The sequence below is a fragment of the Pseudomonas sp. WP18 genome, assembly GCF_036689585.1.
Taxonomy (GTDB): Bacteria; Pseudomonadota; Gammaproteobacteria; order Pseudomonadales; family Pseudomonadaceae; genus Aquipseudomonas; species Aquipseudomonas chlororaphis_E.
This window is the reverse complement of record NZ_CP144758.1, coordinates 3,372,360-3,385,548: the sequence shown is the minus strand read 5'-3', so window position 1 is coordinate 3,385,548 and position 13,189 is coordinate 3,372,360. Positions and strand designations below refer to the sequence as shown.

Here is a 13,189-nt window from a genome sequence, read left to right as displayed (position 1 = left end):
TCGCCAAGATCCTGTCTTAAGCCCTGGCGTCCATGACCCCTTCCTTTGCGATGCTGCACCTGTTCCGCCACTGGCTGGGTGGCCTGTTGGTTTTCCTGCTGTTGTTCGCGGGCCTCGCCCAGGCCAAGGACTACGGGGACATCCAGCAGCAGCGCATCCACCATGTGCTGGGCCAGAGCGACGCGATCTCCGAGCCTGAAGGCCCCTACAAGGTGCGCACGCTGTCGGCGGCGGGCAAGGTCGTGGGCTACGTGTTCCAAAGCCTCGACGTGGTGGACATCCCGGCCTATTCGGGCAAGCCAATCAACGTGCAGGTCATCCTCGACCCGGCCGGTGTGATCCTCGACGCTTACGTGCTCGAACACCATGAGCCGATCCTGTTGATCGGCATCGCCGAAGAAAAACTCCACGCCTTCAGCGCGCGTTACAGCGGCGTCAAGGTCAGCCAGCGAGTGGTGGTGGGGCACTCCAGTGACCCGAATGCGGTGACGGTGGATGCCATTGCCGGCGCCACCGTGACGGCGATGGTGGTCAACGAGGTGATCATGCGCGCCGCCCACGATGTCGCGGTTGCCCTGGGGTTGGTCAAGGGCAACGCCGGGTTGACGGTGGCACCGGCCCGCGTGCGTGAGGACAACTTCGAACCCGCCGACTGGGCGACGCTGACCGGCAGCGGCGCGGTGCGTCGCCTGCACCTGACGCGGGGCCAGGTCGACGCCTCGTTCAAGGGCACCGAGGCCGAGCAGGTGGAAGTCGCCAGCGCCGAGCAGGCCGACGACACCTTCATCGACTTGTACGTGACCCACCTCAACCCGCCCACCATCGGCCGCAACCTCTTGGGCGAGGGCCCATACCGCACGCTGATGAGCGAACTCAAGCCGGGCGAGCAGGCCATCGCGGTCATGGGCAGCGGGCGCTACTCGTTCAAAGGGTCGGGTTATGTGCGCGGCGGGATTTTCGATCGGGTGGTGCTGCGCCAGTTCGGCGACACCATCAGCTTCCGCGACCTGGACTTCCAGCGCCTGGACGATGTCGCCGCCGACGACATGCCGGCCTTCGATGAAATGGCGATTTTCATCATCCGCGCTACCCATCGCTTCGACCCCGGCGCGCCCTGGAGCCTGGAGTTGCTGGTGCGCCGCCAGACCGGGCCGGTCAGCGGTACGTTCAGCAGCTTCGAGCTGGCCTATCAACTGCCCGAAGCCTACCTGGAACGGCCGTTGCCCAGCGCCGAACAACTGGCTGCGGCGCAGGAGGCCAGCCGGCCGATGTGGCTGACGCTGTGGTACCAGAAAAGTCTGGAGATCAGCCTGCTGGGGGCGGCGTTGCTGGTGCTGACCGTCATCCTGTTCTTCCAGGACGCTCTGGCCCGGCGGCCGACCCTGCTGCATTGGGTGCGCCGCGGCTACCTGTTGTTCACCGTGGTGTTTCTCGGCGGCTTCGCCCTGGCCCAATTGTCGGTGGTCAACGTGCTGACCTTCGTCCATGCCCTGTTCGAAGGCTTCCGCTGGGAGCTGTTCCTCACCGACCCGTTGATCTTCATCCTCTGGGTGTTCACCGCCGCCAGCATCCTGCTCTGGGGGCGTGGGGTGTTCTGCGGCTGGCTGTGCCCGTTCGGTGCGTTGCAGGAGTTGATCAACGAGCTGGCGCGCAAATTCAAGGTGCCCCAGTACGAACTGCCATTCGCGGTCCACGAACGGTTGTGGGCGCTCAAGTACATCATTTTGCTGGTGCTGTTCGGCGTTTCGCTGGAGTCGATGGCCACCGCTGAACGCCTGGCCGAAGTCGAGCCGTTCAAGACCGCCATCACCCTGCGGTTCGACCGCCAGTGGTGGTTCGTGGCGTATGCCCTGGGCCTGCTGGTGGTCAACCTGTTCACGCGCAAAGTCTATTGCCGCTATATCTGCCCGCTGGGCGCGGCCCTGGCGATGCCGACACGCCTGCGCCTGTTCGACTGGCTCAAGCGCCGCAAGGAGTGCGGCAACCCCTGCCAGTTGTGCGCCAAGGAATGCGAGATCCAGGCGATTCATCCCGACGGCCACATCAACGCCAACGAATGCCACTACTGCCTCGACTGCCAGATGACCTGGCACAACGAAAACAAATGCCCGCCGCTGATCAACAAGCGCAAGAAACGCGGCAAGGCCGCGGTGGCTGATCCCCAGTTGATTCCCGTGGTGCAGGTGACCCCGGCGCCTTGAGGCACCTGGAAAAACCCGCCCCCTGACCCTTTCATTCTTGATGGAGCACACAGCATGAGCGACAAGAAAAACGCCACGCCGGACGTGGTGGAAGAACCGCGGGGCGTGAGCCGGCGCAGTTTTCTCGGCACCGGTGCGGTCACCGGCGCCGTGCTGGCCGGTGCCACGGCGCTGGGCGCCGGGACTTTCACCCGGGAGTCATGGGCGGCGGCCGCCAAGGAAGCCAAGGAGGCCAAGTCCAAGGTCCATGTCGGCCCCGGCGAACTGGACGAATACTATGGCTTCTGGAGCGGCGGTCACCAAGGCGAAGTGCGGGTGCTGGGCGTGCCGTCGATGCGCGAGCTGATGCGCATCCCGGTGTTCAACGTCGACTCGGCCACCGGTTGGGGCCTGACCAACGAAAGCAAGCGCATCCTGGGGGAGAGCGCCAAGTACAAGAACGGTGACTGCCACCACCCGCACATCTCCATGACCGACGGCAAGTACGACGGCAAGTACCTGTTCATCAACGACAAGGCCAACTCCCGGATCGCGCGCATTCGCCTGGACATCATGAAGTGCGACAAGATCCTCACCGTGCCCAACGTGCAGGCGATCCACGGCCTGCGCCTGCAGAAGGTGCCCTACACCAAGTACGTGTTCGCCAACGCCGAGTTCGTGATCCCGCATCCCAACGATGGCCATACCTTCGACCTGCAGGACAAGAACAGCTTCACGATGTTCAACGCCATCGATGCCGAGAAAATGGAAATGGCGTTCCAGGTGATCGTCGACGGCAACCTGGATAACTCCGATGCCGACTACACCGGCAAATACGCCGCCAGCACCTGCTACAACTCCGAGAAGGCCTACGACCTGGGCGGCATGATGCGCAACGAGCGCGACTGGGTGGTGGTGTTCAACATCCCGCGGATCGAGGCGGCAATCAAGGCCGGCAAGTTCATCACCCTGGACGGTTCCAAGGTGCCGGTGGTCGATGGTCGCAAGACCGACGGCAAGGACTCTGAATTCACCCGCTACATCCCGGTGCCGAAGAACCCCCACGGCTGCAACACCTCGTCCGACGGCAAGTACTTCATCGCCAACGGCAAGCTGTCGCCGACTGTCTCGATGATTGCCATCGACCGCCTGGATGACCTGTTCGAAGGCCGCTACAAAGACCCTCGGGAAGTGATCGTCGCCGAGCCGGAACTGGGCCTGGGGCCGCTGCACACCACCTTCGACGGGCGTGGCAACGCCTACACCACCTTGTTCATCGACAGCCAGGTGGTGAAGTGGAACATGGACGAAGCCATCCGCGCTTACAAGGGCGAGAAGGTCAACTACATCAAGCAGAAACTCGACGTACAGTACCAACCCGGGCACAACCATGCGTCCCTGACCGAGACCAGCGAGGCGGACGGCAAGTGGCTGGTGGTGCTGTGCAAGTTCTCCAAGGACCGCTTCCTGCCTACCGGGCCGCTGCACCCGGAGAACGACCAGTTGATCGACATCTCCGGCGAAGAAATGAAGCTGGTGCACGACGGCCCGGCCTTCGCCGAACCCCACGATTGCATCCTCGCCCGGCGCGACCAGATCAAGACCCAGAAAATCTGGAACCGCAACGACCCGTTCTTCGCCGAGACGGTGGCACTGGCGAAAAAGGACGGTATCAACCTGGAGACCGACAACAAGGTCATCCGTGATGGCAACAAGGTGCGGGTGTACATGACGTCGATGGCGCCGGCCTACGGCTTGACCGAATTCACCGTCAAGCAGGGCAACGAAGTGACGGTCACCATCACCAACATCGACCAGATCGAGGACGTGTCCCACGGCTTTGTCATGACCAACCACGGCGTGAGCATGGAAATCAGCCCGCAGCAGACGTCCTCCATCACCTTCACCGCCGACAAGGCCGGCCTGCACTGGTACTACTGCAGCTGGTTCTGTCACGCCCTGCACATGGAGATGGTCGGTCGCATGCTGGTTGAAAAAGCCTGAGTCGGCCGAACGAGGAGACAGGCCCAATGGCCGGGAAACCGCAGCAACCCACGGGCCGCGCGTGCCAACCGGTCATTGCGCTGATGCTGGGCCTGTTATCGGGCGGCGCGTTCGGCGCGCCGCAGCCGATCACCGACCTGCCCTTGCAGGCCGAGGGCGACCAGCAATGGCGCCTGCCGGCGGGGCAGTACCGGGGCTCGTTCAGCGTCGATCAGCCGATGACCCTCACCTGTGCGCCGGATGCGGTATTCCTGGGGCAGGGCGAGGGCAACGGCGTGATCATCCAGGCGCCGAACGTGCGCATCCAGGGTTGTACATTCCTGGACTGGGGCCATGACCTGACGGCGATGAACGCCGCGGTGTTCATCAAGCCTGTCGCACAGGGAGCGGTGGTGCGTGGCAACCGGATGCAGGGCCAGGGCTTCGGCATCTGGGTCGATGGCACGCGGGACGTCAGCCTGATCGACAACCGCATCCAGGGCGACGCCAGCCTGCGTTCCCAGGACCGGGGCAACGGCATCCACCTGTATGCGGTCCACGGGGCCCAGGTCATCGGCAACCAGGTACGCGACACCCGCGACGGCATCTACATCGACACCTCCAACGGCAACCTGCTCCAGGGCAATGTCCTGGAGGACCTGCGCTACGGCGTGCATTACATGTTCGCCAACGATAACCGCCTGCTGGACAACGTCACCCGGCGGACCCGCACCGGTTATGCGCTGATGCAGAGCCGCCAGTTGACGGTCATAGGCAATCGCTCCGAACAGGACCAGAACTACGGGATCCTGATGAACTACATCACCTATTCAACCCTGCGCGACAACGTCGTCACCGACGTGCGCGACGGGTCCACCGGCGACACCATGATCGTCGGTGCCGAGGGCAAGGCCCTGTTCATCTACAACTCATTGTTCAATCGCATCGAAGGCAATCATTTCGAGCGCAGTGCGGTGGGCATCCACTTGACCGCCGGCTCGGAGGACAACCGCATCGCCGGCAATGCCTTCGTCCATAACCAGCGCCAGGTCAAGTACGTCGCCACCCGCCTGCAGGAGTGGTCGGCGGACGGGCGCGGCAACTACTGGAGTGACTACCTGGGGTGGGATCGCAATGGCGACGGTCTGGGAGATGTGGTCTACGAGCCCAACGACAACGTCGACCGCCTGCTGTGGCTGTACCCGCAGGTGCGGCTGTTGATGAACAGTCCGGGCATCGAATTGCTGCGCTGGGTACAGCGAGCCTTCCCGGTGATGAAATCCCCCGGGGTGCTGGACAGCCATCCGCTGATGGCGGCGCCGGTCCAACCCCCACCACGCAACAGGGCTCAGGAGGACGCGTCTTGAACGTCGTCGAGATCGAAGGCGTCAGCCAGCAGTATGGCGACGTTGCCGTGCTGCACGGGCTGAACCTGAACCTGGCCCAGGGCGAAGTGCTCGGCCTGTTCGGGCACAACGGTGCGGGCAAGACCACCACCATGAAGTTGATCCTCGGCTTGCTGCGGGCCAGCGAGGGCCAGGTGCGGGTCTTCGGGCGCGAGCCCTGCGACCCGAGTGTGCGACGCCTGCTCGGCTACCTGCCGGAGAACGTCATGTTCTATCCGCAGTTGAGCGGGTTGGAGACGTTGCGTCATTTTGCCCGGCTCAAGGGCGCGGCGCCGGAGCAGGTCGAACGGTTGCTGGAGGAGGTGGGCCTGGCGGACGCGGCCCGGCGCCGGGTGCGGACCTATTCCAAGGGCATGCGCCAGCGCCTCGGGCTGGCCCAGGCATTACTCGGCCAGCCGCGGTTGTTGCTGCTGGACGAGCCCACCGTGGGCCTGGACCCCATCGCCACCCAAGACCTCTATCAACTGCTCGATCGCCTGCGTTGGCAGGGCACCAGCATCATTCTCTGCTCCCATGTCCTGCCGGGCGTCGAAGCCCACATCAACCGCGCCGCGATCCTCACCCGCGGGCGCCTGCTGGCCCTGGGCAGCCTGGCCCGGCTGCGCAAGGACGCCGGTCTGCCGACCCTGATCCGGGCCTCGGGCCTGGCCCGCGCCGAGCAGTTGCAGCAGCACTGGCGCAGCGAAGGGCATGTCACCCAGGGCTGGGGCGCCGAAGGCTTGCAAGTGTCGGCGCCGGACGGCAGCAAGCTCGCACTGTTGCGCCAGCTGCTGGCGCAGCACAACCCGACCGACGTCGAGATCAAGCCGCCGTCCCTGGAGGACTTGTACCGCCATTACATGGTCCGTGCAGCCAGCGAGGAGGCCCATCAATGAACCCGATCCAGACCATGGCCCGCAAGGAGTTCTGCGACGGCCTGCGCAATCGCTGGTTGTTGGCGATCAGTCTGCTGTTCGCCGTGCTGGCCATTGGTATCGCCTGGCTGGGCGCCGCGGCGTCGGGGCAGTTGGGCTTCACCTCGGTGCCAGCGACGGTGGCGAGCCTGTCGAGCCTGGCGACCTTCCTGATGCCCCTGATCGCCTTGCTGCTGGCCTATGACGCCATCGTCGGCGAGGACGAAAGCGGCACCTTGCTGCTGTTGCTGACCTACCCGTTGGGGCGCGGTCAGTTGCTGCTGGGCAAGTTCGTCGGACACGGCCTGATCCTGGCCCTGGCGACGTTCATCGGTTTCGGCTGCGCGATGCTTGCCATTGCTCTGTTGGTGGATGACGTCGAACTGAGCCTGCTGCTCTGGGCTTTTGGGCGCTTCATGGTGTCCAGCACGCTGCTGGGGTGGGTGTTCCTCGGCCTGGCCTATGTACTGAGCTGCCTGTCGGCGGAGAAATCCACCGCCGCCGGGTTGGCCCTGGGGGTGTGGTTCTTCTTCGTGCTGGTGTTCGACCTGGCGTTGCTGGCGCTGCTGGTGCTGAGCGAAGGGCGCTTCAACCCGCAACTGTTGCCATGGCTGCTGCTGTTCAACCCCACCGATGTCTATCGGCTGATCAACCTGTCCGGATTCGATTCGGCCACCCACGGCGCCGCCGTGCTGACCCTGGGCAGCGATCTGCCGGTATCGGCGCCCGGGCTGTGGATGTGCCTGGTGGTGTGGATGGCCGTGCCGTTGTGGCTGGCCTATCGGCTGTTCCAGCGCCGGTGCCCGTGAATGTCTGATCTTGATAAGGAGCCAACGATGAACAGGGTGTATTCCAAGGCGAGCCGCCTGCTGGCCGGGATGCTGGTGTGTCTGGCACTGGTGGCGTGTGACCAGGCCGTGCCGCCAGCGGCCGGCGAGGCGCCGCTGGCGTTCCATCGCAGTGACGAGTGCCATGTATGCGGCATGGTCATCACCGATTTTCCCGGGCCCAAGGGCGCGGCGGTCGCGGCCGATGGGGTGAAAAAGTTCTGCTCCCCGGCGGAAATGCTCGGCTGGTGGCTGCAACCGGAAAACCACCGGGCCGACGTCAAGCTGTTCGTCCATGACATGGGCCGCAGCCACTGGGACAGCCCGGATGACGCGCACCTGATCGACGCCCGCAGCGCCTATTTCGTGGTCGGCTCCGGGCTCAAGGGCGCCATGGGCGTCGTCCTGGCCTCGTTCGCCGAAGCCCAGGCCGCGCAGAAGCTGGCTACCGAGACCGGCGGCCAGGTCCTGCGCCTGGAGGACATCGACCAGAAGGTGCTGGGGCAGGCGGGAGGCATGTCGTCGATGAGTCACTGAAGTTGCGGTAGCACGTGAATCGTGCTGCACGACAATGAGCTACACGGCAGTCGTGGCGAGTGAGCAAGCGCCCTCGCCACGCTCTCGAAGGGCTTGCCGCCGTCTTCTCATCCCATCGAAGCGTCCACCCACTACCCAAGTAGCATTCGTCGCCCCGGCCTATCTTCGTACACTCAAGGTCCCTATCACGCACCCGCCGGAGGCGTAAATGCAGCAGGCAGAAGGCGTGGTCAGCGCCATGTCCGCGGCGACGGATGTCCAGGAAGTGGCCCAGGCGCTGGCGCGGCAGTTGTTGCACCCGCACCTGGGTTTCGTGCTGTTTTTCTGTTCCGCCGCCTACGACCTGCCGGCCCTCGGCCAGGCACTGTCCCAGAGCTTTGGCGGGATTCGCCTGGTGGGTTGCACCAGCGCCGGTGAAATCACCCCCCAGGGCTACGGGCGCAATTGTGTGACGGCGGTGGGGTTCGACCACCGGCATTTTTCCATCGCCGCCGAGCTGATCGGTGAAATGGAGCACTTTAGCCTGATCGACGCCCAGCAGATGGTTGAGCGTCTGGCCGGCGGGTGTCGCAGCAACGCCCTGGCGCCGATCAAGGGCCACAGTTTTGCGCTGACCCTGCTCGACGGCCTGTCCAGTCGCGAAGAAATGGTCCTGGCGGCCTTGAGCGCAGCGCTGGGCGACATCCCGCATTTCGGCGGTTCGGCCGGCGACGACAATCACCTGACCCACACCCATGTGTATTTCGAAGGCCAGTTCCACAGCGGCGCGGCGGTGGTGGTGCTGATCAATACCTGGCTGGAATTCGAGGTCTTCACCACCCACCACATCCTGCCCCGGGAAGAAAAACTGGTGGTGACCGGCGCCGACAGCGCCTCGCGACGGGTCTACGAACTCAACGCCGAACCCGCCGCCGAGGAGTACGCCCGGCATATCGGCGTGCCGGTGAGTGCCCTCGACTACCGGGTGTTCGCGGCACATCCGTTGGCGGTGCGCATCAACGACCAGTACTACGTGCGGGCGATCCAGCAGGTGCACCCGGACCTGAGCCTGAGTTTCTATTGCGCGGTGGAGAACGGCATCGTCCTCACGGCGATGACGCCAGGGCCGTTGCTGGACAACCTGCAGGCCCTGTTCGACGGCTTGCAGGCGCGGCTCGGCGACGTACTGCTGACCATCGGCTGCGATTGTTTCCTGAGGCGCCTGGAGCTCGAAGACCGCGGCGGCCTGGAGCAGATCGGCCAATTCCTGCGCGAACAGCGGGTGCTGGGGTTCAACACCTATGGAGAACAGTTCAATGGCATGCACATCAACCAGACGTTCACCGGAGTTGCCATTGCCCGTCATCGCGCCCCCGGCCATCGCTGAGCTGCAGGCCCAACTGGCCAACCTCGAACACGAGAACCGCAAGCTGCGGCGGATCAACGCGGCGCTGATCGAACGCGTGGAGTCCGGGGTGACCCGTGGCAACGACCCGTACGCGGCGTTCCAGCATTCGGTGGTGCTGGCCGAACAAGTACGCGAACGCACCGATGCGCTGAACCAGGCCATGGCCGAGCTCAAGGCCGGCAATCACTTGCTGGGCGAGGCGCGATTGCGGGCGGAAACCGCCCATCGGCACCTGATCGACGCCATCGAGAGCATCTCCGATGCGTTCGTGCTGTTCGACGCGCAGCAGCGCATCGTCCTGTTCAACAGCCGCTTCAAGGCTTTCTGGGCCCACAGCCGGGTGCGCATTATCGCCGGGATGCGCCTGTGCGAGGTCAAGCGCCTGATGACCGCCAACGGCCTGTTCAGCGAGGAGCCGCGGGGGCAGGCCGACGAGCACGTGCTGTACCGAATGCAGAACGGTCGCTGGCTGCAGGTCAGCGAGCGGCCGACCCAGGAAGGTGGGCGGGTGATGCTGTTCACCGACATCACCGACGTCAAGCTCAGTGAAACCGTGCGTCGCGAGCAAGCCATCGCACAGAAGTCCCACCTGCTGCAACGGGCCGTGGACAACCTGTCCCAGGGCGTGGCGATGGTCAATGCCCAGGGTGTGCTGGAGCTGTGGAACCGGCGCTTCCTCGAACTCAGCGGCCTGGCTCCCGTGGCGGCCCATCGTTCGTTCAGCGAAGTGATTGGCGACTCCGAGCTGCAATTGCTGACCCCGGCCAGCCGCGACAGCAATGGCCGCTCGGTCCACGAATGCGAACAGCGCCTGTCGGACGGCCGGGTCCTGGAGATCCGCACCCATCCGCTGCCCACTGGTGGCTACGTCAATACGTTCACCGACATCACCGAGCGCTACCAGCATGCCGAGGCACTGAGCGAAAGCGAGCGCTGGATCCGCTTGATCACCGACCACGTGCCAGCGCTGATTGCCTACCTCAACGCTGACCTGGTCTATGAATTCACCAACAAAGTCTACGAGCAGTGGTACTGCTGGCCCCGTGGCGTGATGCTCGGCCAGAGCCTGCGCGAGGCCCACAGCGAGCAGCATTACCAACGCCTGGAAGCCTACGTGGCCCGCGCGCTGGCGGGTGAAAGCGTGACGTTCGAGTTCGCCGAAACCAACATCAACAACCAGGAACGCTACATGCTGCGCTCCTACGTGCCCAACCGCCTGGCCAACGGTGAAGTGGTGGGGATCTTCGTGCTCATCCGCGACATCACCGAACGCCGCCGCACGGCCGAGGCACTGCACCAGGCTTATCAGAACCTGGAACAGCGGGTCCAGGAACGCACCGCCGAACTGACGTGCCTCAACGACCAGCTGCTGCGTGAAATCGATGAGCGCAGCCGGGTGGAAGTGCGCCTGCGCGAGGCCAAGCGAGAGGCCGAGCAGGCCAACTTGTCGAAAACCAAGTTCCTCGCCGCGGTCAGCCATGACCTGTTGCAACCGCTCAACGCCGCGCGGCTGTTCACCAGCGCGTTGCTGGAGCGCCGCGAGCCGGTCGCCAACGCGCACCTGGTGCGCAATGTGAGCAATTCACTGGAAGACGTCGAGAACTTGCTCGGCACCCTGGTGGACATCTCCAAGCTGGACGCCGGTGTGATCAAGGCCGATGTCGCGCCGTTCGGCCTGAGCGAACTGCTCGACAACCTGGCGGCCGAGTATGCCCAGGTGGCCCGCAGCGAGGGGCTGGCGCTGCACTTTGTCGGCTGTTCGGTGTTGGTGCGCAGTGACATGCAGTTGCTGGCGCGGATCCTGCGCAACCTGTTGAGCAACGCCATTCGCTACACCCCCAGCGGGCGCATCGTGCTGGGCTGCCGACGGCATCGTGGGCAGGTGTCGATCCAGGTCTGGGACAGCGGCATCGGCATCGCCGAAGACCGGCTCGAGGAAATTTTCCAGGAGTTCAAGCGCGGCGATGTGCAGCGGCCCAACCAGGACCGAGGGTTGGGCCTGGGACTGGCGATCGTCGAGAAAATTGCCGGGATCCTCGGGCATCGGATTCAGGTGCGCTCGTGGCCGGGCAAGGGCTCGATGTTCGCCATCGACGTGCCCCTGAGCGCCACGGCGCCCAAGCCGTTGCCGTGCCCGGACATGAGCGAACCGATGCTGGGGCGCCTGCGCGGTGCCCGGGTCTGGGTGCTGGACAACGATGCGGCGATCTGTGCCGGCATGCGCACCTTGCTGGAAGGCTGGGGCTGCCAGGTGACGACGGCGTTGTCGGAGCAGGACCTGGCGCGCCAGATGGACGACGACCCCGCCGGCGCCGATCTGCTGATCGCCGACTATCACCTGGACCACGACCAGAACGGCGTCGACGCGGTGGCCCGGATCAACGCCCGGCGCACGGCACCGATCCCGGCCATGATGATCACCGCCAATTACAGCAACGAACTCAAGCAGCAGATCCGCGAGCGCGGCCACACCCTGATGCATAAGCCGGTGCGCCCGATGAAGCTGAAGATTGCGATGAGCCACCTGTTAGGCGGGGGCCAGAGCCACTAGGTAGAACCTCACTGTGGCGAGGGAGCAAGCTCCCTCGCCACAGTGAGCAAATGCCATCGGAGCAACAGTCAGTCGATGGGTTGCCCTTCAACGCCGCAGATAAGCCCCAAAATCAATATCCCCCGCGCTGAGGATCGCCTGCACTCGGTTGTGCACGTTGAGTTTGCGCAGGATCGCCGAGACGTGGGCCTTGACCGTGGTTTCGGCGATGTCCAGGGTGTAGGCGATCTGTTTGTTCGACTCGCCCTTGGTCATGCGTTCGAGCACCAGCAGCTGCTTGCGGGTCAGGGCCTGGAGCAGTTCGGCGGGGAAGGCCGGGGTTTCGTTCAGGCGGCGGCCCGTCGGGCTTTTCTGCGTGCGGATGATGTCTGGCGGCAGGTAGACGTTGCCGTTGAGGATCTGCTCGATGGCGTCGGTCATTTGCGAGCGCGGCGAGGATTTGGTGATGAACCCCACCGCGCCATAAGTGATGGCTTGCAGCACCACCTGCTTGTCCTGTTCGGCCGAGACGATCACCACGGGAATGGTGGGGGCCTCGTTGCGCAGGTTGATCAGGCCATTGAGCCCGTGCATGCCGGGCATGTTCAGGTCCAGCAGGATCAGGTCCAGGTCGTCGTGTTCGATGGTCAATGCCAGGGCACTGTCCAGGTCGGCGGTTTCCATGACCTCGCTGCCGGGAAAACCGTCGCTGATGACGTTGTGGATGGCTTCGCGAAACAGTGGGTGATCGTCGGCTATCAGAATTTTATACATGGCCATTCACCTCGTTATTGTGTTGTGGCTGGAGCAGGTGCACGCATTCAGGATCAGGGAAAAGGTTGGGGGCGGGCCGCTTGCAGGGGCAGGTTGGCTGCCTCCCAGGCATCGAGGCCATCGCGATACCAGTACAGATGCTTATAGCCCATGGCGGCGGCGCGTTTTACCGCGTTCCAGCTCAACCAGCAATCGGAGCGGCAATAAAAGACCAGTGGTTGTTCCAGGCGTCCGGCGGTGGCGTCGCGCAGGTGGCGGCTGAAGTAGTCCTGCCAGGCCGGCTCCAGTTCACCGTCGCCAGTATTGGCCAGCCACAGGCTGCCGGGCAGGTTGGCGTGAGGTTCGTTGTCGATGAAGCGCCCCTGGAGCCAGGGCCGCCGGTAGACGTCCACCAGCACCGGCGGCGGATCCTGTTCGAGCAGGTGCTGCAGGGCGGAGGTGTCGAGGGTTTGAGCGCCGTCGACGGTGCTCGGCGTCGGGCTGCGGTACTGGGCAATGCGGTAGCCCTGCGGGGAAAACAGCAGCGTGTCGGCCTGCGCGGCATTCAGCGCCAGGCCCAGCAAGACCATGGCCAGCAAACGGGGCATAGGATTTATCCTTTTTGTTATGCGCCCATTACATGCCAGGGTCGAGGTCTTGTGAATGCGACCATAGACAGGAAAACCAGTACTA

The 13,189-nt window shown here is 64.2% G+C and carries 10 protein-coding genes; 8 read left to right on the top strand and 2 right to left on the bottom strand.

The features are described 5' to 3' along the window. Positions 1-50: 50 nt before the first annotated feature. From V5F23_RS14955 to nahK, 8 genes are all read left to right on the top strand, one after another. Positions 51-2,201, top strand: a complete 2,151-nt coding sequence (locus V5F23_RS14955; RefSeq protein WP_338498923.1) for a 4Fe-4S binding protein — start codon at positions 51-53, stop codon at positions 2,199-2,201. A 54-nt stretch (positions 2,202-2,255) separates the two neighbouring features. Next, positions 2,256-4,184 carry a TAT-dependent nitrous-oxide reductase gene (gene nosZ / locus V5F23_RS14950; protein WP_053145197.1) on the top strand — a complete coding sequence of 643 codons (1,929 nt, stop codon included), beginning with the start codon at positions 2,256-2,258 and terminating at the stop codon, positions 4,182-4,184. A gap of 26 nt (positions 4,185-4,210) precedes the next feature. Further along, complete coding sequence (locus tag V5F23_RS14945) at positions 4,211-5,530, top strand: nitrous oxide reductase family maturation protein NosD (protein ID WP_042730210.1); 1,320 nt, start codon at positions 4,211-4,213, stop codon at positions 5,528-5,530. Next, positions 5,527-6,444 carry an ABC transporter ATP-binding protein gene (locus V5F23_RS14940; protein WP_042730211.1) on the top strand — a complete coding sequence of 306 codons (918 nt, stop codon included), beginning with the start codon at positions 5,527-5,529 and terminating at the stop codon, positions 6,442-6,444. The genes V5F23_RS14945 and V5F23_RS14940 overlap by 4 nt, the downstream gene beginning before the upstream one ends. Beyond that, positions 6,441-7,271: an ABC transporter permease subunit gene (locus V5F23_RS14935; protein ID WP_212802626.1), complete on the top strand. Its 831-nt coding sequence runs from the start codon at positions 6,441-6,443 to the stop codon at positions 7,269-7,271. Before V5F23_RS14940 ends, V5F23_RS14935 begins: the two co-directional genes overlap by 4 nt. 27 nt (positions 7,272-7,298) lie before the next feature. Beyond that, entirely contained in the window at positions 7,299-7,826 is a 528-nt protein-coding gene (locus V5F23_RS14930) for a nitrous oxide reductase accessory protein NosL (RefSeq protein WP_338495472.1), read from the top strand. A gap of 208 nt (positions 7,827-8,034) precedes the next feature. After that, complete coding sequence (gene nosP / locus V5F23_RS14925) at positions 8,035-9,192, top strand: nitric oxide-sensing protein NosP (RefSeq protein WP_042730214.1); 1,158 nt, start codon at positions 8,035-8,037, stop codon at positions 9,190-9,192. Beyond that, on the top strand, positions 9,122-11,764 hold the full coding sequence (gene nahK / locus V5F23_RS14920) for a hybrid sensor histidine kinase/response regulator NahK/ErcS' (RefSeq protein WP_080922076.1): 2,643 nt from the start codon (positions 9,122-9,124) through the stop codon (positions 11,762-11,764). Before nosP ends, nahK begins: the two co-directional genes overlap by 71 nt. 87 nt (positions 11,765-11,851) lie before the next feature. On the opposite strand, the gene V5F23_RS14915 is transcribed toward nahK, so the two are convergent. Both V5F23_RS14915 and V5F23_RS14910 read right to left on the bottom strand, forming a co-directional pair. After that, on the bottom strand, positions 11,852-12,517 hold the full coding sequence (locus V5F23_RS14915) for a response regulator transcription factor (protein ID WP_042730217.1): 666 nt from the start codon (positions 12,515-12,517) through the stop codon (positions 11,852-11,854). A 53-nt stretch (positions 12,518-12,570) separates the two neighbouring features. After that, complete coding sequence (locus V5F23_RS14910) at positions 12,571-13,104, bottom strand: PQQ-dependent catabolism-associated CXXCW motif protein (RefSeq protein WP_042730216.1); 534 nt, start codon at positions 13,102-13,104, stop codon at positions 12,571-12,573. Between the last annotated feature and the right edge of the window lie 85 nt (positions 13,105-13,189).